The 20,626-nt window shown below is 69.8% G+C and carries 16 protein-coding genes and 5 pseudogenes; 11 read left to right on the plus strand and 10 right to left on the minus strand.

Annotation, left to right across the window (positions count from 1 at the left end):
• Window positions 1-697: 697 nt before the first annotated feature.
• The 5 genes from OHB04_RS37275 (at window position 698) to OHB04_RS37295 (ending at window position 6,818) form a co-directional block, all read left to right on the plus strand.
• A complete protein-coding gene (locus OHB04_RS37275) occupies window positions 698-1,321 on the plus strand; it encodes an AAA family ATPase (protein WP_326809185.1) in 624 nt (207 codons plus the stop codon).
• A gap of 300 nt (window positions 1,322-1,621) precedes the next feature.
• Window positions 1,622-2,695, plus strand: a complete 1,074-nt coding sequence (locus OHB04_RS37280; RefSeq protein WP_326692055.1) for a LacI family DNA-binding transcriptional regulator — start codon at window positions 1,622-1,624, stop codon at window positions 2,693-2,695.
• On the plus strand, window positions 2,692-4,128 hold the full coding sequence (locus OHB04_RS37285; protein WP_326692056.1) for an FGGY-family carbohydrate kinase: 1,437 nt from the start codon (window positions 2,692-2,694) through the stop codon (window positions 4,126-4,128). Before OHB04_RS37280 ends, OHB04_RS37285 begins: the two co-directional genes overlap by 4 nt.
• Window positions 4,125-5,051 (plus strand): hypothetical protein, encoded by a 927-nt coding sequence (locus OHB04_RS37290; protein ID WP_326692057.1) that lies wholly within the window; start codon window positions 4,125-4,127, stop codon window positions 5,049-5,051. Before OHB04_RS37285 ends, OHB04_RS37290 begins: the two co-directional genes overlap by 4 nt.
• Before the next feature lie 318 nt (window positions 5,052-5,369).
• On the plus strand, window positions 5,370-6,818 hold the full coding sequence (locus tag OHB04_RS37295; protein ID WP_326692058.1) for a sugar porter family MFS transporter: 1,449 nt from the start codon (window positions 5,370-5,372) through the stop codon (window positions 6,816-6,818).
• A 234-nt stretch (window positions 6,819-7,052) separates the two neighbouring features.
• Here the strand turns inward: OHB04_RS37295 and OHB04_RS42015 are convergent.
• A pseudogene (locus OHB04_RS42015) lies at window positions 7,053-7,151 on the minus strand (IS5/IS1182 family transposase); the annotation flags it as partial.
• A 187-nt stretch (window positions 7,152-7,338) separates the two neighbouring features.
• On the minus strand, window positions 7,339-8,025 hold the full coding sequence (locus OHB04_RS37300) for a hypothetical protein (RefSeq protein ID WP_326809186.1): 687 nt from the start codon (window positions 8,023-8,025) through the stop codon (window positions 7,339-7,341).
• Window positions 8,026-8,397: 372 nt separating this feature from the next.
• On the opposite strand from OHB04_RS37300, the gene OHB04_RS37305 reads away from it, so the two are divergent.
• Window positions 8,398-9,627 carry an IS701 family transposase gene (locus tag OHB04_RS37305; RefSeq protein WP_405807588.1) on the plus strand — a complete coding sequence of 410 codons (1,230 nt, stop codon included), beginning with the start codon at window positions 8,398-8,400 and terminating at the stop codon, window positions 9,625-9,627.
• Window positions 9,628-9,871: 244 nt separating this feature from the next.
• Here OHB04_RS37305 and OHB04_RS37310 read toward each other — a convergent pair whose 3' ends face one another.
• The 4 genes and pseudogenes from OHB04_RS37310 to OHB04_RS37320 all read right to left on the minus strand — a co-directional run bounded on the left by OHB04_RS37310 (window position 9,872) and on the right by OHB04_RS37320 (window position 12,286).
• Entirely contained in the window at window positions 9,872-10,135 is a 264-nt protein-coding gene (locus OHB04_RS37310; RefSeq protein WP_326692060.1) for a hypothetical protein, read from the minus strand.
• A 47-nt stretch (window positions 10,136-10,182) separates the two neighbouring features.
• Window positions 10,183-10,304: pseudogene (locus OHB04_RS42020) on the minus strand (IS701 family transposase); the annotation flags it as partial.
• Between the two features lie 629 nt (window positions 10,305-10,933).
• Window positions 10,934-11,367 (minus strand): annotated as a pseudogene (locus tag OHB04_RS37315) (IS5 family transposase); the annotation flags it as partial.
• A gap of 22 nt (window positions 11,368-11,389) precedes the next feature.
• Window positions 11,390-12,286, minus strand: a complete 897-nt coding sequence (locus OHB04_RS37320) for a LysR family transcriptional regulator (RefSeq protein ID WP_326809187.1) — start codon at window positions 12,284-12,286, stop codon at window positions 11,390-11,392.
• Window positions 12,287-12,390: 104 nt separating this feature from the next.
• Here OHB04_RS37320 and OHB04_RS37325 point away from each other — a divergent pair, with 104 nt between their 5' ends.
• The gene (locus OHB04_RS37325) at window positions 12,391-13,383 is read left to right on the plus strand and encodes an MBL fold metallo-hydrolase (protein ID WP_326809188.1); all 993 of its coding nucleotides are present in this window, start codon (window positions 12,391-12,393) and stop codon (window positions 13,381-13,383) included.
• A 239-nt stretch (window positions 13,384-13,622) separates the two neighbouring features.
• On the opposite strand, the gene OHB04_RS37330 is transcribed toward OHB04_RS37325, so the two are convergent.
• Together OHB04_RS37330 and OHB04_RS37335 are read right to left on the minus strand one after the other, a co-directional pair.
• Window positions 13,623-13,847 (minus strand): hypothetical protein, encoded by a 225-nt coding sequence (locus OHB04_RS37330; protein ID WP_326809189.1) that lies wholly within the window; start codon window positions 13,845-13,847, stop codon window positions 13,623-13,625.
• Between the two features lie 556 nt (window positions 13,848-14,403).
• The gene (locus OHB04_RS37335; RefSeq protein WP_326809190.1) at window positions 14,404-15,366 is read right to left on the minus strand and encodes an alpha/beta hydrolase; all 963 of its coding nucleotides are present in this window, start codon (window positions 15,364-15,366) and stop codon (window positions 14,404-14,406) included.
• 132 nt (window positions 15,367-15,498) lie between these two features.
• Between OHB04_RS37335 and OHB04_RS37340 the strand changes: the two genes are divergently transcribed.
• Window positions 15,499-16,152 carry a TetR/AcrR family transcriptional regulator gene (locus tag OHB04_RS37340; RefSeq protein ID WP_326692065.1) on the plus strand — a complete coding sequence of 218 codons (654 nt, stop codon included), beginning with the start codon at window positions 15,499-15,501 and terminating at the stop codon, window positions 16,150-16,152.
• 226 nt (window positions 16,153-16,378) lie between these two features.
• Here OHB04_RS37340 and OHB04_RS37345 read toward each other — a convergent pair whose 3' ends face one another.
• Both OHB04_RS37345 and OHB04_RS37350 read right to left on the minus strand, forming a co-directional pair.
• On the minus strand, window positions 16,379-16,576 hold the full coding sequence (locus tag OHB04_RS37345; protein ID WP_326692066.1) for a hypothetical protein: 198 nt from the start codon (window positions 16,574-16,576) through the stop codon (window positions 16,379-16,381).
• A 202-nt stretch (window positions 16,577-16,778) separates the two neighbouring features.
• Window positions 16,779-17,492, minus strand: a pseudogene (locus OHB04_RS37350) (SDR family oxidoreductase).
• Between the two features lie 139 nt (window positions 17,493-17,631).
• Between OHB04_RS37350 and OHB04_RS37355 the strand changes: the two are divergent.
• The 3 genes and pseudogenes from OHB04_RS37355 to OHB04_RS37365 all read left to right on the plus strand — a co-directional run bounded on the left by OHB04_RS37355 (window position 17,632) and on the right by OHB04_RS37365 (window position 20,557).
• Window positions 17,632-18,472, plus strand: a pseudogene (locus tag OHB04_RS37355) (LysR substrate-binding domain-containing protein).
• Window positions 18,473-18,893: 421 nt separating this feature from the next.
• Window positions 18,894-19,502 carry a TetR/AcrR family transcriptional regulator gene (locus OHB04_RS37360; RefSeq protein ID WP_326692067.1) on the plus strand — a complete coding sequence of 203 codons (609 nt, stop codon included), beginning with the start codon at window positions 18,894-18,896 and terminating at the stop codon, window positions 19,500-19,502.
• A 50-nt stretch (window positions 19,503-19,552) separates the two neighbouring features.
• Window positions 19,553-20,557, plus strand: a complete 1,005-nt coding sequence (locus OHB04_RS37365) for a DMT family transporter (RefSeq protein ID WP_326809191.1) — start codon at window positions 19,553-19,555, stop codon at window positions 20,555-20,557.
• The last annotated feature ends 69 nt before the right edge of the window (window positions 20,558-20,626 follow it).

Consider the following 20,626-nt stretch of genomic DNA (forward strand, 5'->3'; position numbering starts at 1 on the left):
TGGACAAGGTCAAGGCCCGCGGTCCCGTCGGCCGCCCACGCACCCGACCTGACGCGGTCGCCGGCGGCAAGGCGTACAGCTCCCGCACCAACCTGCGTGGGGCATTGACCTGGCTTCGCGGCCTCCGCCCCACCACGTGATCACGACCGAGAGCGGGCAAAGACCCGAAGCAGCTCACACCCCAGCACGACCGACCGGGCTGCTAGTGCCGTGACCGGCAATGTTTGCCGGTCAAGGAGCGTGCGTGCTGGGCGGCGCGACGGGGCACAGCTTGCCGGGAGGGGCATTAGCTACTGCGTTCCGGCTTCCATCGCGAGCCCGCGTGGCGGGAGAGGGCGGCTACGAGTTCTCGGTGCTGCTGCTCGGTCATGGGGCCGAGGACACAGAGGGGCCAGCGCCCTGACTTGGACAGGGGAAAACGAGTGAGACCCATTCCTGCCGGACCCGTGGGACTGATCTGTCTTCTTCCTGGGAGGTAGATGTGCAGGGCGGTGTAGCTGGGGCCCCAGCGGACTCGCGCAGTATTCTCCAGCGTGACAGCCGATGCGAGACTCCAGGCGTACTCCCGGCGCCCCGCAGGGCCGCGGACGGGCTCGGCATGGCGCGGGTCGGTCGTGGTGATTCCCTCGTTCGCCCCCAATCACAAGGGGCCGCGGACTGTTGACATCGATGACATGGCGAGGGTTGCATGGCCGTCGTGCCACCGTTCACGACTCCGGACCCGCACGGGGACGGCCCGGCTCCGCCGGTGTCCGCCGACCCCCGCTACGTTGTGCTGCTCGCCGGTCCTCCCGCCAGCGGCAAGAGCGTCCTGGGTGAAGCGCTTGCCGGGGACACCGGTGCGGCGCTGCTCGACCAGGACGTGATGACCGGCCCGTTGACGACGGCCTTGAGCAACGCCCTGGACGCGGGCGGGGATCTGGACCATCCGTTACTGCGCCGGGCGACCCGGCAGGCGGCATACGACGCACTGCTGGACACGGCCGTGCACAACGTGGAGGCGGGCAACAGCGTCGTCACGGTGGCGCCCTTCACCACCGAACGCACCGACGCCGCCGCGTGGGAGAAGGTCCGCCGGCGTGTGGAGCGGGCGGGCGCCGAGGCGCGATTGCTGTGGCTGGACTGCCCGGACGAGGAACTTCTACGGCGCATGCGCGAGCGGTCGGCCGTGCGTGACAGTTCAAAGCTCGCGGACACATCCGCGTTCCTGGCGAGCCCCGCGCTGCGTCCGCCGACGGTGGAGCACGCGGTCATCGACGCCACGGCCCCCCTGGCCGATCAGGTGCGGCTGGCGCGCCGGGCTCTCCCCGTGCGCCGCTGAGCCGCCTCAAGTCACCTCAGCCACCTTCGTCGTCACGACCTCACTTCGTCGTCTCGACCACATTCACCCCTGCCTGAGCGCCCGGTGTCGCACTCACCGACACCGGGCGCTCACGCATGCCCGTGCGCCCCACGGTCTTCGAAAGCGCACCGTCGGCGCTCCGATGACATCGATGACACGCAGCACGTAACTTTCCATTGACATCGATGACATGAACTGTTTCCAATGGACCTCGTGACCCACAGCACACCAGGAAGTTCAGGTACCGGAGGCCGTCCCGACAAGCGGACCAGGCCCACCATGAAGGATGTCGCGGAGCGGGCCGGCGTGAGTTCGAAGACCGTCTCGCGGGTGTTCAACAACGACTTGCAGGTCACCGAGGAGACCCGGCAAGCGGTCCTGGACGCCTTCGCCTCGCTCGGCTACCGCCTCAACCGCGCCGCCCGTTCGCTGCGTGTCGGCGGCGACTACGTGATCGCCATGGCGGTCGAGTCCATCGCCGACCCGTTTTTCGCCGCGATGACCGAAGCCGTGGAACGCACCGCGCTGGAGCGAGGCGCCGCCGTCCTGGTCTCCAGCATCGGCCGGGACGCGGAGCGGGAACGGCAGGTGATCGAGGGGCTGATGCACCGGCAGATCTCCGGCCTCCTGGCCGTCGCCGTGGGTCAGGACCAGTCCTACCTCGCCCCCCATCTGGCGGACATGCCCATGGTCTTCGTCGACCGCGGGCCAGTCGGTGTGGACACCGACGCGGTGGTCACCGACAACTTCGAAGCGGCAGCGTCCGGGAGCCGGCACCTGATCCGCCAGGGCCACCGGCGGATCGCCTTTCTCGGGGACTCGCCCGACGTCCCGACGACCCGCGAGCGCTTCGCCGGATACCGCTACGCGATGGAGGAGGCCGGCCTGGCGGTGGTGTCCGACCTGGTGGCGGACGGCTGCCCGAGCGAGCACGAGGCCGCGAACATGACGGCCCGGCTGCTGGCGCTGGAGGAGCCACCGACCGCGGTGTTCTCCTCCAACGCCCGCTGTTCGATCGGCCTGGTACCGGCCTTGCACGCACAGCGTCGTACGGACGTCGCCGTGGTCAGCTTCGGCGACTTCCCGATGGCCAGCACGCTGGTGCCCGGTATCACCGTCCTGGAACAGGATCCGGAGCGCATCGGGCGGGTGGCGGCCGAGCGGCTGCTGGAGCGAATGGAGACCCCGGACCTGCCGGTGCACAGGACCGTCGTCGCCGCCGAGCTGATTCCGCGCGGGTCCGGCGAACTGCCCCCGGACACCACGGGGCGCGGTGTGGTCGGCGGTGGCCGCACTGCCGCATCCCGCGGCTCGGGCCAGGCACGCCGGAAGCGGGGGGAGCGCAGCGCATGAGTACGTCCGTGGTGATGGGTGTGGACGTCGGCAGCACCGAGACCAAGGCCCTGGTCCTCGACCGCGCCGGACATCGCCTGGCGATCGACCGGCGCCGCACCCCCTGGCGCCGCAACCGCGACGGCGGTGCCGACATCGAGGCCGATGTCCTCACCGACTCGGTGCTGTCGGCCATAGTGAACGCGCTGCGGCAGGCCGAAGCCACCGTCGACGCGGCCACGGTGGAGGGCATCGCCTTCACCGGGATGGCGGAGTCCGGTGTGCTGCTGGGCGGCGACGGCCGGCCGGCAGCTCCGGTGATCGCCTGGTTCGATCCGCGTGGAGGGGAGGAACTCGCCGCCTGGCCGGTCGAGTTGGCCGACGAGTTCAGCGGGCGCACCGGACTCCCGCTGAGTCCCCTGTGCTCGGCCGCCAAGCTCCTGTGGCTCACCGGGCAGGGACACGATCTGTCCACCGCCTCGCACTGGCTGAGCGTCCCCGAGTACCTCGCGCACTTCCTCGGCGCCCCGCCGGCCGCAGAGCCGTCACTGCTCTCGCGTACCGGACTGCTCGACCAGGCAACCGGCAAACCATGGACCGAACTGCTGGAAGCGCTGGGCGCACCCGCCGGGCTGCTTCCCGAGTCCGCCGATGCCGGGACACCACTGGGGACCGTGCGGGCGGACCGGGCCCCCGACGCGTTGCGCGGCGCGGTCGTCACCGTCGCGGGCCACGACCATCCCGTCGCCTCCGTTGGTGCACACGCCGCCGACGACGGTCATCTCTTCGACTCCTGCGGGACATCCGAGGCGCTGATGCGCGTGATCTCCGAGCCGCTCGCCGACGACCAGCGCCGGCGCCTGACCGAGGCGGGCCTGGCTCAGGGCATGCATCTGCTGCCGAACCGCTGGATCCTCCTCGGCGGTACCCGAGGCGGGCTGATGCTCGGCAGGACGCTGCGCATGCTCGGCCTGGACCACGCCGAGGGGCGTGCCCGGCTCGACGCCGACCTGGCCGGATCCGCCCAGCGCCCCGCGCACCCGCCTTTGCGGGTGCACGGCGCCCACGCCGCCGCCACCGACATCGTCCTGGCACTCGCCAGCGACGACATCAGCCCGGCGGACGTATGGGACGCGGCCCTGCGCCATGCCATGACCGAGTCCGAAGCTGTGATCGCCGCGATGGAGCGGGAGGTTCCCGCCGCATCGAGCGTCACCGCAGCCGGTGGCTGGACACGCATGTCCAGCTTCCGGAACGCCAAGGCCACCTCACTGCCCGCGACCCGGTTCGCCGACGTCGACCAGCCCAGTGCCTTCGGCGCCGCCGTGATCGCCGAATGGGCCACCCGTGGCCGTACCGGCGAACTGGCCGGCCTCGCGGCCGAATTCACCCACCCCGACCACCACCCCTCACTCACATCAGCACCGACACAGAAACAGGAACTCCCCGCATGAGCGCACAGACCCCCGCCACCCGACCCCAGGACCTGGACGTACTGGCCGGGCCCGAGGGCACCTTCGCCATCGTCGCTCTGGACCAGCGCAACACCCTGCGCCGCATGTTCACCGCGATAGGCCAGGACGGCGCCGCCGCCGACCTGCGCGCCTTCAAGCACGATGTCGTCTCCGCCCTCTCGCTGTCGGCGAGCGGCTTCCTTCTGGACCCCGACTTCGGTGTCCCCGCCGCCGTCGCGGACGGTGCCGCCGCCGAGAGCTGCGGCATCCTGGTCGCCGGCGAACCGTCCGAACGTGGGAAGTGGAACGGCGAGCCGCGTCCGGGGCGCGACCCTCAGCTCAACGCCGCCTGGGCGACGGACATGGGCGGCCACGCCGTGAAGTTCTTCGTCCAGATGCGCCCGGACCGTCCCCGCGCCGCGGGCGAGCCGGACCTGGTGACCGAGGCTCTCGATGTCGTACGTGAGGTCATCGCCGACTGCCGTGCCGCCGGGATCCCCTCGGTCATCGAGAACCTGATCTACCCGATCCCCGGCGAGGAAGAACTCTCCGAGCAGGCCAAGGCCGACGCCGTGGTGGAGGCCGCGCGGCTGCTGAGCGACCTTCAGCCCGACCTGCTCAAGCTGGAATACCCCGGAACCCCCAAGGACACCCGCCGCATCGCCGAGGCGATCAGCGTTCCGTGGGCCGTGCTGTCCGCGGGCGTGCCGTTCGACCAGTTCCAGGAAGTGCTGAAGATCGCATGCGACGAGGGAGGGGCCAGCGGCTTCATCGGCGGACGCGCCATCTGGCGCGAGGCCGTCGGCATGGCTGACGCGGAGCGCCAGGCGTTCCTGGCCGAGACCGGACGCCGTCGGCTGGACGCATGCGTCGCCGCCGTCGACGGCCGCGCCGTCCCGTGGCGCTCGGCTTGCGGCAAGTGATCCTGGACGCGTAAGCCCTGGGCGAGTCGCAGACGCCGCCCATCACGCAACAGCGACCGGTACGCACAGGGCCGGGAGCTGATGGAGGGGTTTCCCGGTCCCGGCTCCGGCCGGAACCGGGAAACCAGAGCCCGATCGACCCGCGTACAAGACTCCATGGGGATGGCTGGTTTGTACGCGGGTCCGTTGTCATCGGGAACCCAGGTGCCGACTTCACCGGCGGCACACCAGTAGATCCATCACAGCGCACGCCACACTCACTGTCAAACTTCGCCCTTTTATGGGGGCTTTCAGTGGCGTGCCGGATCGGAGAATCACATGGCAACCACCACGCACGCACAGCCGGCGACCGGAAGGCCACCGCGGGCAGCGGCAATCGGCCCCACCCTCATCGCCGCTCTGGGCGGACTGCTCTTCGGATACGACACCGGCATCATCTCCGCGGCATTGCTCTACATCGGCCCGCAGTTCCATCTCGGGGACGGGGCACAACAGATCGTCGTCGCCTCCCTTCTCGTCGGCGCGATCATCGGGGTCGCCGCAGGCGGCAGCCTCATGGACCGCATCGGCCGCAAACGTACGCTCGCCACGACCGCCCTCGTCTTCACGGTCGGCGCCGTCGTCTCGGCCGTCTCCACCTCCGTTGTGGAACTGCTCGTGGCCCGCGTGGCGCTCGGCATCGCCATCGGCTGCTCCTCCGTCGCCGTGCCCGCCTACATCGCGGAGATCGCCCCCGCCCACCTGCGCGGACGACTGGTCTCCGTCAACCAGTTGATGATCAGCTCAGGCATCCTCAGCTCCTACCTGGTCGGCTATCTGCTCTCCGACTCCGGCGCCTGGCGCTGGATGCTCGCCATCGCCGCCGTCCCCGCCGTCGGTATGCTCGCGGGCCTGATCCGCCTGGGGGAGAGCCCGCGCTGGCTGCTGACCCGGGGACGTACGGACGAGGCCCGCAAGATACTGGCGAAGCACCACGGCCCGGCCGATGTCGAGAAGGAGATCGCCGACATCGTCAATTCCATGGCGGCGGAACGGGCGTTCTCCTACCGCGACCTTCTGGGAAAGCGGTTCCGTCCCGGTATCGTCCTCGGCGTCGGTGTCGCGGCCATCAACCAGCTCGTCGGGGTCAACGCGGTCACCTACTACACACCGACGCTCCTCACCCGGGCGGGCTTCGGTGACTCCGCCGCCATCCTCTCCTCCGTCGGCATCGGCGTCGCCAACGTCACCTTCACCTTCCTCGGTTACCTCCTGGTCGACCGGGTCGGCCGCCGTCCGCTCCTGCTGACCGGCACGGGCATCACCGTCGCCGCCCTGGTCGCGATCGGGACCCTGTACGCGGCGACCGACCTGACCGGCGTCAACCGCGTGCTGCTCGTCTCGGCACTGATGGCCTACGAAGCCGCTTTCTCCGCCAGCCTCGGAATAGCCATGTGGCTTGTCAACAGTGAGGTCTTCCCCACCGCCGTACGCGGCAAGGCCGGTTCGTTCGGGCTGGCCACGCACTGGATCCTCAACCTGCTGATCTCGGTCACCGTGCTGACGACCATCAACGCCATCACCCCGAGCGGCCTGTTCTTCAGCTATGCCGTCCTCGGTGCTCTCGGTTTCGTCTTCCTCGCCCGCCGCATGCCCGAGACCCGCGGTAAGCAGCTCGAAGAGATCGAAGCCGTGCTCCAGCGTTCACCGGCGCCGACACCTTCCGGCGTCCGGCCCGGGTGCGACTCCCCGAGGGAGCCTGCCGTCGGTACCCCGTCCGAGAGCTGAGCCCACCCCGGCGTAATGTCGCCCGCCGCTGCCGTCATGGAACAGGACGGCAGCGGCGGGCGGCGCGTCCGGGGCAGACCGTGCCGGTGCGGCCTCCGGGGCTGATGCCGACTGTTCCTCTCCGCCCTGTGGCGCGGGCTGGCCTCCAGCCGGCACTCCAGTGGCAGTTCACCATTTCCGCTGGTGAGGAACGCCTTCTCGAGCGTTACGACCTCGTGCTCGGTTGGCCGTGGCTCGACGCCAGTGGCTCGAACGTTCGCCCCGTTTCACGTTCTTCGGCACGTGCGACTCCAGCCGGGCCCACTCCTGATCCGGCAGGTCACCCCGCCCCACACCGGTCAGAACGATGTAATCGTCGACCTGGTCACCCAACCCATCGGACAGTGCCTGGGGCGAATCGGGCGTCACGAGACGGCCGTCATGTTCCGGCCCGCGGAAACGATCCCGGGACCCGGGACCCCCGGGCCCGCACGGAGCGATGCGCCGTGCGGGCCCGGGTGTGCGGGCCTTGCCGAAGCGTTCAGCGATAGAGCGCTTTCGAGGACGTGTAGTTCATGATTCCGACGCCGGTGTAGTTGCCGACATGGCTCCAGCGCTCCTGGCAGTTGGACCACCGCTGGTAGCGCTTGATGGCCCAGGTCTGCTTCCAGATGCCGCGCTTGGCGACGAATATGCTGCGGGCGGGAACGGTGTAGGTGACGGTCTCGGCGGTGCTGATGCTGGCCGACAGTTCGAGCTCGAAGCCCTCCATGGCGGAGGTGCTCTCCTGCTCCTTGTTCTTCTTGTTGATTTGCGCCCTTGCCTTGCCCTGAATGCTGGGAAGGGAAGGCAGTTTGCCGGTGAGCATGCCGCGGGCGGCATTGGTCTGGGTGAAGGTGAACTGGTGCTGCGGCTGGGTGGAGCCGCCGTTGCGCCAGGCGGCCTTCTCCGGGGTGCCGACCCAGCCCTCGCGGATCAGGATGGGCGTCACACGGTCGACGGGCTCGCACCTCTCCCCGTTCTTCGCCTTCATGCCGGCGATGGCTACCTTTTCGGAGGTGCCGCTTTTTTGCTTGGCGGTGCCGCCCTTTTTGGCGGTGCCGCCCCGTTCGGCGGCGGCGGTGAATCCGTCGGTGACGGAGGCGCCAGTGACGACACCGGCAACCAGACCGCCGGCGAGTGCGGCGATGATCAGCGGCCGGGCTTTGCGGTTCTTGACAGCAGACATACGGATGCTCCCTCAAGGGATGAGTCGGTGATGTGGCACCCCTGGGCTGGTGCCTGGGGTGGGCCGTGTGGACAGCTGCTCGCCGCGGTCGTCGGCACCGGCAGATGACGAGAGAAGACCTGGCGGACCCCGTCTCCGCCCTGGAGGTGGGTCGGTTGCCCGAATAGAGATGACTGTAAAAAGTCGGCCTTGCGGCAATCCTTGGGCGAACCTTGAATCGGCAGAGCAGAGCAGCTTAGTACTCCAGTTGCAGTTCGCTATCGCTGCTGGTCAGAGCCCTGTTTCGGAGTGTACTCGGCTGACGCCTCGTCAGGTGGCGGGAGTTCGTGACCTCGGGTGCGGCGGGCCGTTGTGTTTGTCGTGCAAGACGATGTGCGGCCCGATGTCTGGTCGGCGGAACTGGAAGAGTTGCTGGTGCGGATCGGTCACCGGTTCGGGCGGGTGGATCTGCGGCGGCGGATGCGGGCTTATGTGCACGGCCTGCTCGGGCCGGTGGGCCGCAAGAACAGCTGGCAGCTGGCCGAGCATGCCGGTCACCGCACTCCCGCCGGGCTGCAGCACCTGCTCAGCCGCGCCTGCTGGGACCCCGACGAGATCCGCGATGACCTGCAGGAATACGTTGCCGAGAAGCTCGGGGACCCGGCGGGTGTGCTGATCATTGACGACACCGGGTTCATCAAGAAGGGCACGGTCTCGGCTGGGGTGCAGCGGCAGTATTCCGGCACCGCCGGCCGCACGGAGAACTGCCAGATCGGCGTGTTCGCCGCCTACGCCAGCGTCAGAGGCCGGGCGCTGGTGGACCGGGAACTCTGCCTGCCGAAGTCCTGGACCTCCGATCCGGGCCGCTGCGCCCAGGCGAAGATCCCCCACGAGCGCGCGTTCGCCACCAAGGGCGACCTCGCGAAGGCCATCATCATGCGGGCACTGGCCTCGCCGCTGCCGATCGCCTGGGTGACCGCCGACTCGGCCTACGGCCAGGAGTGGCGGCTGCGCCGCATGCTGGAGGAAACCGGCGTCGGCTACGTCCTGGCCGTGCCGAAGTCCCAACACGTCCACGCCGTCGGCCGCATCGACTTCGCCATCGCCCAGGCCCCCGAGGACGCCTGGGAACGCCACTCCTGCGGGGCCGGCGCGAAGGGGCCGCGCGTCTACGACTGGGCCGCAGCCCGGCTGCCCGCCATCGATGACTTCGACGGCGATGAGCCCACCCGTGACCGGTGGGTGCTGGCCCGCCGCAGCCTGGCCCGTCCGGAGGAGATCGCCTACTACCTCGCCTACGCGCCGGCCGGCACTCCCGTCGCCGAGCTGGTACGGATCGCCGGGGCGCGCTGGGCGATCGAGGAGGCATTCCAGGCCGCGAAGAACGAGTGCGGCCTGGATCAGTACGAGGTCCGCCGGTATCCCGGCTGGTACCGGCACATCACCCTGGCCATGCTCGCCCACGCCTTCCTCGCCGCGATGGCCGCCGCCGCGGGGACCGAAAGGGGGTCGGCAGAAACGGTTCCGACGCCCTCGCACCGCTCACCGTGGCGGAAATCCGGCGGCTCCTGGCAACTGGCCACCCCACGCCGGCGCACCTGCGGCGCACCGGCCACGCGCTGAACTGGTCCCGCTGGCGCCGCCGTCACCAGGCCACCGCCCGCCGCTGCCACTACCACCGCCGCACCCGAGGTCACGAACTCCCGCCACCTGACGAGGCGTCAGCCGAGTACACTCCGAAACAGGGCTCTGACCAGCAGGAATAGCAAACTGCAACTGGAGTACTAGTACTCCAGCCGCAGTTCGCTATCGCTGCTGGTGCCCGTATGAGGGCGGTCGCGCTACTCGACAGCAGTGCCGAGGTTCGTCAGTCGAGTCCCAGCTCCGCTTTGGCAGATGAACAGAGCCTGTTGAGCTTGCCGACGAGCCCGTTGCGTGTGTTCATCGGCAGGAAGCCAGGCCGCCGCCCGCGCTGTTCAGCGGTGAACCGGTCGATCTTCTGCATCGCGTGTTGATAGGTATTCGTCAGTTCGGCCAGGGCCACTGCGCGAGTCGTGGCGTCCAGCGGCATGTCGTCACGGTGCCGCTCCACGATGCTCTGGAACTGCGCCTTGGCGTCTGCGAGGTTCATCGTGTCAGTGACTCCAGGGCTGTTGAAGGCGTCAGAAGGGGACAGGCCGGGTAGTGGCGGACCCGGTAGTGATCGAGGCCAGCTTCGTTCTTGCGGACTGGAAGCACTCCTCAACGGCCCAGCGGGCGCCGGCGGCCCGGACGATCTCCGCTCTCGGGGTGCCAACTGGTGTTCCGCCCCCGGGCCCGTAGCCGAAATCGTCGCGCATGCGGACCGGCGAACTCGGCCGCGCGACTCTCCGACGGGGCAGGTGGACGCTGGAGCGGCGCGCGTCAGGGCAGATCGGGCACATGGTGAGGAGGGGCGGGGGTCGGCCTGTGCGCTGGGCTCGCTGGGCGCAGACCGCAGTGGAACGCTGGTAGAGGAAGCGGTTCATAAACGGGGAGCTCGTCGGCCTTCAGCATGAGCGTCTGGACTTCCCGCTGCTCCAGGAGCGTGCCCGCCCGTGCGGGCGCGGCGCGAGCCGGGCCGCCGAGGAACGTCCGGCCCACATGAACTGGATCGTGCACGGGTTCTTGAGCACCTGCCGTGCTGCTGCACGTCGCATGTCAGCAGGTCGCAGACCCATGTTCGAGGTGTTCCCCGAGGGCGTGGGATTTCGGTGGTTGCTCGCAGATTCCGCGAGTGACGCTCGGGTTCGCGGTCGACTGACGAGGGTTTCGGGTGCGAGCCCTTTGCCCCCGGGCTACCCCAGATCGGCGAGGAGGCCGTCGAGGGCTTTGTGGAGGGCTTCGGAGTTGGCCGGGCCGAACCACGTGGTGCGGACGCGTTCGTTGTTTCCGTTCGGGGCCTCCTCAAGCAGGTGACACTGCAAGCGAGTTCGAGGAGGCCCCGGTGCAGGTCGGCGCGTATCTCGTAGCGAGTGCGGAGGCGTTTGAACTGATGAAGCCAGGCGAACGTTCGCTCTACGACTCACCGGGTTTTGCCCAGGCCGGAACCGTGCAGGGCACCACGGCGGGCGATCTTCGGCGCTATCCCTCGCTGCCGGAGGAGGCGCCGGTACTTGTAGAAGTCGTAGCCGCGGTCGGCATACAGGCGCTGCGGACGGTGGCGCGGCCGTCCGCGCAGGCCACGAATGCGAGGGATGGCATCGACCAACGGCATGAGTTGGGTGACATCGCGCCGGTTGCCCCCGGTCGGTGATACGGCGAGCGGCGTGCGGTGCTGGTCGACGATGACGTGGTGCTTGCTGCCCCGGGGCGCCCTCGGTCGACCGGAGATGGTCCTGATCGGCAGTCACGACGCATGACCTTGTCAGAGAACCCGCCTGGACTGGGCGGGGTGGCTCGGCCCCGCGTCGTTGCCGGCGATGTCGATCAGGTCGAGGACGAGCTTGTCGGGCTCACCGGCCCGCCAGGCGAGCACCACGCGGCTGGGGCGGTGGCCGGTGAGGGGCACGAAGCTGACGCCCGGGGTCGCGTGGCGGTGAGCCGCGGCCGACGGGAGCAGGCCGACGGCCGACTGCCACACGACAGCGTGCAGGCACTCGCCGATCGTGCTCACCACGGGCATGTCCGGATCGTCGGAGCCGGCGGCGAGCCAGAAGTCACGCCACTGCGGGTCGGCCCCCGGCGGCAGCCGGAACGTCGTGCGTCCGCGCAGGTCCAAGACGTCGATCCGGGCCGACCCGGCCAGTGGGTCGCTGGAGGGCATGACAGCCACCAGGGGTTCCTCGTGGAGGACCCGGACGGCAAGGCCCGTCGTGTCGAAGGGCAGGCGGGTGAAGGCCACATCGACCTGCCCCGTACGCAACCCCGCGCTCGGATCGGCCAAGTCGCACTCCCGCAGCCGGACGGCTGCCCGCGGATACCGTCGGCGGAAGGTCTCCTGCGTCCCGGCGTCGAGGGCCGCTCCCGCGCCGGCAACCGCGCCGACGACGATCGTGCGGTGTCCGGTGCTCTGTCGCACCTTCTCCTTCGCCCGCTCGGCGTGTTCCAGCAGATCCTTCGCCTCGTCGAGCAGGACCCGGCCGCTGTCCGTGAGCAGCACACCTCGCGGTGACCGCTCCAGCAGTCGGCAGTCGAGTTCCTCCTCCAGTTCCCGGATGCGCCGACTCAACGGCGGCTGCGACATGTGCAGCCGGGCGGCGGCGCGGCCGAAGTGCAGTTCCTCGGCTACAGCGACGAAATACCCAAGCTGCCTCAAGTCCATGACCGGCCACGATACCGAGACGCTCGGGGCGATACGGAATCGGTCCTGGACCCGGTGGTCCGGGACGCGGTGACATCGGTGCGGGACCGAACCGAGGAGGAAAGATGCACGTCGAGCTGCGACCGGTCGACGGCGCGCGGGTGACGACGCTGATCGACAATTCCAGCGACGCCCTGCTGCCGGACGGACATCTCGTGAGGCGGTGGGGCCTGGCCGGGGCAGGAGCCGGCGCGCCCCTGCCCGTAGCACCGGCCGGTCTGACCACCGCGGGCACCACGATCGATGTCCTCCGGGCCGAGCACGGCTTCTCGGCGATGGTGGAGATCAGCACAGGCGGTCGCAACCGGCGGATACTCTTCGACGCCGGAGCGACCACCGACGGTCTGATCGGCAACCTCGACCGCCTCGGCGTGCACCCGGACACCTTCGAGACCATCGTCCTCAGCCATGGTCACTTCGACCACGTGACCGGTCTGCACGGGCTGGTACGCAGACTCGGGCGACCCGCCATGCCGGTACTGCTGCACCCCGACGCGTGGCGGCGGCGCCGGATCGCCGGTCCTGGCGGCGTGCTGGACCTTCCGACACCCAACCGCGGCGCCATCGAAAAGGCCGGCTTCACGGTGATCGAGGACCGGCGCCCGTCCTTGCTGCTCGACGACTTCCTCCTGATCACCGGAGAAGTCGAACGCAGTACTGACTTCGAGACGGGCATGCCGGGCCACCAGGCGTGCCTCGACGGGGAATGGGGCCCGGACGAGCTCATCGAGGACGACCAGGCCCTCGTACTCAACATACGGGGCAAGGGGCTGGTGATCCTGACCGGATGCGGACACGCGGGGATCGTCAACCTCGTCCGGCACGCCCGGAAAGTGACGGGAATTCAGCGGTTGTACGGGGTGCTGGGCGGCCTGCATCTGCGGTTCGGACCGGTCGTCGATCGGACGATCGACGAGTTGGCTGCCGAGGGGCCCGCAGTGGTGGTGCCCGCGCACTGCACCAGCTGGGCGGCACAGCAGGCACTGGCGACCCGGCTGCCCGACGCCTTCCTGCCGAACTCGGTCGGCAGCACCTTCCTGCTGGGCGAAGAGGTATGACCCTGCCTCGGCGTCCTTCGCCCCTCGCCCGTGCAAGACCATCCGTCCTTGCCGCCGATGTGCCCGCCCCCCAGGACGGCTTCCGCAACCCCCAACTCCATGGCAGAGGACACGCCTCCACCCAGGCATAGGAGGGCCAGAGACACCGCTCGGGACAACGCATACCGCTGCCCCATACCCTCGGTAACGGTCGATGGGTCCAGGCCGCCGTCGAGACTCTTGGGCTCATTCTGAAACGGTCAGTAACGGGTGGTCAACGTCCCCCTCAGCGCGGAAAAGACGTTGAAGGCCGCCTCGTCCGCGACCGGTAGCACCCCGCCCACGCACTCGAAGAGAGGGTCCACCACCTCCTGGTTGTCGGCACAGACCTGTACGCCCTCGTAGCGCGCGGCCAACTCCGCTGCCGTGCGGGCTCCCCGGGGTGAGAGGAACACCTCTCTGGCGAGCTGTCGTCCCCGTCGCACAGGCCCGGCACGATGGCCCGGCCGATCTCGCCCACTCCGATGATGCGATGCGCTGCACTGTGTCTTCCCCCATGGTGTGCGGTGGTCGTGACCTCTGTCGGTGCGGGTCTGTGCGGTCGCGATGGTTGCCGTCGGCTCCCAGGGCGATGCCGTGGTCGCTGTATCGAGCCCCCTGGGCCCCGGTGTCGGGGACGGCGGCGTCGATGCCGCCTACGGCCTGTCCGGCGGATCTTTCTGTTGCCCTCTCTCTGGGTGCTGAGCAGGGGGTGCCCGTGCCTGTGCTGTGCAGGGTGCGGGTGTGTTTGGGGCTGGTCGCGCAGTTCCCCGCGCCCCTTCGGGGCTCGCCCCCGCGCCGGGCACGCAGGATCCGCCGGACAGCCGTAGGCCGGTCGCGGGCAGGCGCGGGTCGAGGGCGGCCAGGCTGTGTTTCGGCGTAGTGCGGGAAGGTGTCGCGGGCGTGTCCCACCCCTACGAGGAGGATGGGCCCCCGAGGTCGTTCAGACGGTGAACGGCGACGTGCGGCCGACCGTGAATCCGAGCGTCTGACGGTCCTCCGTCACTTCGCCAGGGCCGCACGGAGGAACGTGAGGATCTCCGCCTGGGCGGTCTCGGCCTGTGGTTCCACGCCGGGCATGGCGAGGAACGCGTGCTTTGCTCCTGGGTATTCGGAATGCCGCACAGAGGTCCCAGCCGCGTGGAGCCGCTCGGCGTAGCGGCGGCCGTGGTCGGCGACCGCGTCCTGGGTGGGCACCACCACGAGCGCGGGGGCGAGCCCGCTCAGGTCGTCCGCGTGCAGCGGCGAGAGCGCGCCGGCGTCGGCTCCCGGCGGGACGGCGAGCCGCTGGAAGAGCCGCAGTAGCGGCAGGGCCCGGGTCGGGCTGTATGCGTACTCGGCGATCGAGGGGTGGTCGAACATCGTCCCGGTCACGTCGACTGCGGGGTTGACCAGCACCTGCGCCTTGAGCTCCAGGCCCGCCTCCCTGGCCCGGATGGCCGTCAGCGCGCTGATCAGCGCGCCGCAGCTCTCACCGAAGACGGCCGTGCGCGCCGGGTCGACGCCCCACTGCGCGGCGTGGCGCACCACGTGGTCGAGCACGTCCCAGCCGTCGTCGGCGGCGTTCGCGAGCGGGCTGTCCGGGGCGAGGAGGCGGTGCTCGACCGAAACGACGAGGGCGGGCAGCCGGGCGGCGAGGTGGCTGTTGGTCCAGTCGCACTGCACCGCCGTGCCCACGAAGCCGCCTCCGTGGACATGGACCACGAGTGGCAGGTCGGTCCGGGCGGCGGCCTCGCCGTCTCCCGTCGACGCCGGCCGGTACACCCGGACCGGTAGGTCGCGGCCGGGCAGCGTGATCTCCTGCCAGCCGATCGCGGCGCCGGGATTCGGTTCCCCGAGGATCGTCCGCGCCGTGCTGGAGGCCCGGAAGCGGTTCTCCGCGTCGCGGTAGGCAAGCAGTTCCTCGGTCGTTATCACCGAGAAGTCCGGCTCCAGCGGCCGTTTCGAGGTAGCGATCTCGCTCATGTCTCCTTCTTCCCTCCCGGCCGGATGCCGGGTGTGTCATTGCGGTCGGACAGCACCTTGTCCTCATTATGCACGCGGTGCGTGCAACAGCAAGTGCATAGGTTAAGCTGAGTCTGGGACGAGAGGGGCGAGATGACTGGCCGAAGGCGATGGTCGACCGAGGAGATCCTGGACACGGCGGCGGAACTGCTGCGCACGAGCGACGCCGAGTCGTTCAGCGTGCGCAAACTCGCCGCAGTGCTCGGGACCGACTCCTCCAGCCTCTACCGGCACTTCCGCAACAAGACCGAACTGCTGCGCGCGGTCGCCGACCGGATCCTGCTGGCTGCCATGGACGGCTACCGCTCCGAGGGGGACTGGAAGCAGCGCGTCACCGCCCTGGCCCTGCACCTGCGCGAGGCATTCGGCGAGCAACCCCAACTCGCCACGGTGTGGGGACGCTACGGGTCCGGCGGCACCGGGTCCCGATTGGTCATGGAGGAGCTGCTGCAGGCCCTGCGTGCGTCCGGCCTGCCCGACGAGGAGGTACCGGTGCGATACCACCGCATCGTGATCCTCCTCGCCGCGCTGATCGCCTCCGAGGCCGGTATCTCCACCATCACCCCCAAGGAGTACGAGCAGGGCATGGAGCAGTTCCGCGTCGCGGTGCTCGGCGCCGACCCCGAACGCTTCCCCGCCCTGGCCCACTTCGCCCGCGACGTCCGCCCCCTCGGCGCAGATCGCCGCGCCGCGTTCGAGGAGATCGTCGCCGCCCAACTCGCCCACATCGAGTCCCAGATCCCCTGATGCGCCGGATTGCCGGCGCGAAGCGGTCCGTAGTCGCGGGGCCGGACTCCGGCCGGGACACGGGGCGTCCGAAGATGTGGCCCGCCGCTGCCCGTCCTCGCCGATGTCCGTCTCAGCCTTCGAAGACCTCGTGCCGAGTAGGCCCCTAGCGTTGTGTCCGGCCACCTATGCCCCCGCGCGTTCTATGCCCCCGCGCGTTGACGACGTGGCGGGTTCCTTTTGACCGTCAGGGAGACAAGGCTGGTGGCGCGGTCCCGGCGGCCGTCGCCTCCTCGGAGGCGGAGAGGAAGGCTCCTCCGATCACGCCGCCGGCGACGACGGCACCGCCGACCGCGGTGCTGGTGGCGATGACCGTGCGCCGGGTGGGCGCCGGGTAGGGCTCGTCGGCTGGTATGAGGGCTGGAGCTTCGGGTTCAGTGGACATGCATACGCCTTCGCTTCACGGCTCGATGGCACCGCCGAGGGTGGCGGGCATCAGCTCCTCGGTGTAGGCGCGGACCGGTGCCGGTCCGCCAGGCGGATGTCGCGGCCAAACAGGGCGTCGAAGCCGATCGGGGCCTTTTCGCATTGCGGGACGCCGGTCCGGATGGGGCCGACTGGTGCCGTTGCACTCCCGTGCGTCCGGGTCACCAGGGGATGACACCCTCGTCGTCGAAGAAGCCGCCGCGCGGCCCGTCATCCGGCAGGGTGGCGAGCCGGATCGCGATCGCGGCACCCTGCTCGGGCGTCCGTGGCGCGTTGAAGCCGGTGAAGTAGGTCGCGACGTAGCCGGGGCAGCCGGCGTTCACGATGACATTCGTATCGGCGAGTCGGCGGGCGTACTGCGCCGTGACGCTGTTGAGCATCGACTTCGACGGTGCGTACGCGGCCATGACCGGGCCCGGCTGCAACGTCAGCGAACCCATATTGCTCGACATGTTGACGATGCGCGGCGAGCCTGCAAGCCTGCGCGGCTGAGCAGCGGGAGCATCGCGTTCGTCACCCGAACGACCCCGAACACGTTCGTTTCGAGGACGGTGCGGACGACGTCGAGGTCGAGCGTCGTCGGATCCTGCGCGCCACCGTCGATCCGGCCGGAGATGCCCGCGTTGTTCACGAGCACGTCGAGCCGTCCTGCCGTCCGCTCGATGGTCGCCGCCGCTGCGGCGACGCTCTCGTCGGAGGTGACGTCGAGGGCGGCCCCAACGCGTCGACGCCTGCGGCACGCAGACGCTCGACGGCCTCCTCGCGCCTGGCGTCGTCGCGAGCTCCGACCGCGACCGTGAAGCCAATCGCCCCGAGACCGTGTGCGATGGCGAAACCGATTCCCTAGTTCGGCCGGCTACCAGCGCGGTCTTCATGTTGTTGTTCACCCGATCCGTGCCCGGCGAATCGCGCACTTGTTGTCCAAGACAGATTCAGCACGGCGGGATACCCACCAGGTATCGAGCGTAGGCTCCGCCCAAGGACGATCTCGAGACCCGCGAGCTTCGGTACTTCATCGCCGTCGCCGAGGAACCGCACTTCGGACGTGCCGCCGATCGGCTCGGGATCGCACAGCCGCCGCTCTCACGCGCGATCCGCCAGATGGAGCGGCGGCCCGGCGTCCAGCTCCTCGACCGGACCGTCGCGGAGCGGCGCTCACCGACGCCGGCTAGGTCCTGCTCCGCGAGGCCCGAGCGGCCCTCGACGCGGTCGCGGCTGCCGCACGTCGGACGCGGCGTGCCGGAGATCCGAAGCAGTCGCTGGTGCTGGTGACGAAAGCGGGGCGTCCCACGAGCTGCTGCGACGGCTCCTCCACACGCTTGCGGGCGAACCCGGTGCGGCACCGGTCGAAGTCCTCCTGTGCGAGGTCGGCGAGCAGGCACGGCTACTGCGCAACGGACGCGCCGACGTGGCGATCACGCACCAGCCGTTCGACGACCTCGCCGGCTTCGACACCCAAGACCTCTGCGTCGAAGGCCAGATCGCGCTCCTTCCCGCAGGGCATCCGCTCGCCTCACGCGATCAGCTCACGCTGGCGGACGTCCGCAACGTGCCGGACCTGCCAATCGCTCGATGGCCCCGGCTCGACGGGTCCTACCCGGACGGGCCCGGGCCGGAGGTGCACACCCAGTCACAGCTCGCTCAGCTCGTAGCACTCGGAAAGACGCTGCTCGTCATCCCCGCCTCCAGCCGGGCCTGGCAGTGGCCCGATCACGTCGCGGTGCCCGTCGCCGACGCACCGGACGTCACCACGGTGCTCGCATGGCCGCCGAACAGCCACTCACCGGCAATTGCCTCACTCGTCCGTTCGGCGGCCGGGCTCCGCGGCACCGCGCTGCCAGCGCCCGCGGGCTGAGAGCTCCCGATGTGCGCCTGAAGCGGGCGTCGGGGTCGCGGAAGGCCGTAGGGCGGGCGACGTCCTCGTCCTCGAGGTCGGCCCTCGCGGCCGAACATCCGCAGCCTGGTCATTGACGGCATTCAGCCAGGTCACGCCGCGCACGTCCCCCGCCCTCGGGAACGACGTCCTCCACCCTTCGCCTCGGCGCCGGCCTCCTCCAGATACCGCAACTGCTCACACCCGGAATGGCGCCCCGCGACCGTCCAGGCAGGGCCCTGGTCAACTGTCGACCGAGATGGCCAGGTATCGGTCGGCGTCGCTGAGCGTGGCTGCCGCTCACGGCTCCTCCGGGCCCCCTCGCCCTCGTGGCGCTCGGGTCGTGGGCGCCTTTCGAGCTATTGGGTAGACTGACCTACCTAATAGATGACAAGGAGACGTGATGAGTGACACCGGCACTGCGGCGACGCCGCCCAGGGGGCGGCGGGGGACCGCGCGCGAGCGGCTGCTGGCCGCCGCGTCGCGCCGCTTTTATGCGGACGGTGTGTCGGCGACAGGGATCGACACGATCACTGCCGAGGCGGGCGTGGCGAAGATGAGCCTGTACAACAACTTCTCCTCCAAGGGCGACTTGGTGATGGCCTACCTCGATGCGCGGCATGAGGAGTGGATGGGGCTGTACCGGCGGCGGCTGGAAGAGGCCCGGGATCGGCACGGGGGTGTGCTTGCGGTCTTCGACGCGTACGCCGATCATGCGGCTTTCGCCTATGAGCACGGTTTTCGGGGGTGCGGCCTGCTGAACGCGGCTGCCGAACTGCCCGCCGGGGACGAGGGGCGGGCATTGGTGCGCCGGCACAAGGAGGAAGTGGAGTCCCTGCTCGTCGGGCACCTTGAGGAGTTGCTGCCCGGGCGGCCCCAGGAGGCGCGCGCGGTCGCGGAGCATCTGGCGTTCTTGCTGGAAGGCGCGGTGGCGCGCGCAGGCCTGGAGGGTGGGGGCGCGCGTCTGGAGCATGCCCGGAGGTTGGCGGCGGACCTGTTGGAGCGGCTGTGACGCGGCTCGTCGAAGATGCGGCCGGTTCGGTGCGCGTGGGGTCGTTGTGTGTGCTCGTTGCTTCGGTGCTGTGGGGCACGACGGGCACCGTCGCGACCTTCGCCCCGACGGTGGGGCCCCTTGCGATCGGGGCCGTCGCCATGGGTCTGGGCGGACTGCTTCAGGCGCTGACGGCGGCGCCCCGCATCGTCCGGGAAGCACCCGGGCTGCGTGCGCAGCGCGGTGTGGTGCTGCTCGGCGGGGTGGCGGTGGGGACCTACCCTCTGGCGTTCTACACCTCCATGCACCTGGCCGGAGTCGCCGCCGGGACGGTGGTTTCCATCGGCTCGGCCCCACTCGCCTCGGCCCTGGTCGAGCGCGTCGTGGACGGCCGCCGCCTGACGCGCCGCTGGATGCTCGGCGCCGCTCTGGGTCTGTCCGGGACAGTGCTGCTGTGCGTGGCCGAAACGGCCCAGGCGCACTCCGCCTCCGGTGCCGGATCGGTGAGATCGACCGTGCTCGGTGTGGGCCTTGGCCTGGTGGCGGGGCTCACCTATGCCCTGTATTCCTGGGCGGCACACCGGCTGATCAGCCGCGGTGTCACCTCCGGCGCGGCGATGGGCAGCGTCTTCGGGCTGGGCGGGGTGCTGCTTGTGCCCGTGCTGCTGGCCACCGGCGCTCCGCTCCTCAGCTCTGGGTCGAACGCGGCCGTCGGCGCCTATATGGCTCTGGTACCCATGTTCGTCGGCTACGTCCTGTTCGGCTGGGGTCTGGCGCACATCCCCGCCAGTACCGCGACCACGCTCTCGCTGCTGGAGCCCGCCGTCGCCGCCGTGCTGGCTGTGCTGATCGTCGGTGAACAGCTGCCCCCGCTGGGATGGGCCGGCATCGCCTTGGTCGGCGGTTGCCTCGGCGTGCTCACCATGCCGTCGCGGACGGCTCCGCAGCCGCGAGCGATCACCACGAGGCTCAACACCTGCGCCGAGGGACGCGCCGTCGCTCAGCCCCTCCGCGCTCCGGTCCGGGACACGGCACCGTGCGCATCCACCGGGCCCGAACAGGTCTCCAGGAGCTGACCGCGCTGCGGTTGGGCGCCGAACGCGTCCTCCTCGGCGTACATGTCGTCCACCGCCGGCACATCGCCC

It is taken from the genome of Streptomyces sp. NBC_01775, from assembly GCF_035917675.1.
Taxonomy (GTDB): domain Bacteria; phylum Actinomycetota; class Actinomycetes; order Streptomycetales; family Streptomycetaceae; genus Streptomyces.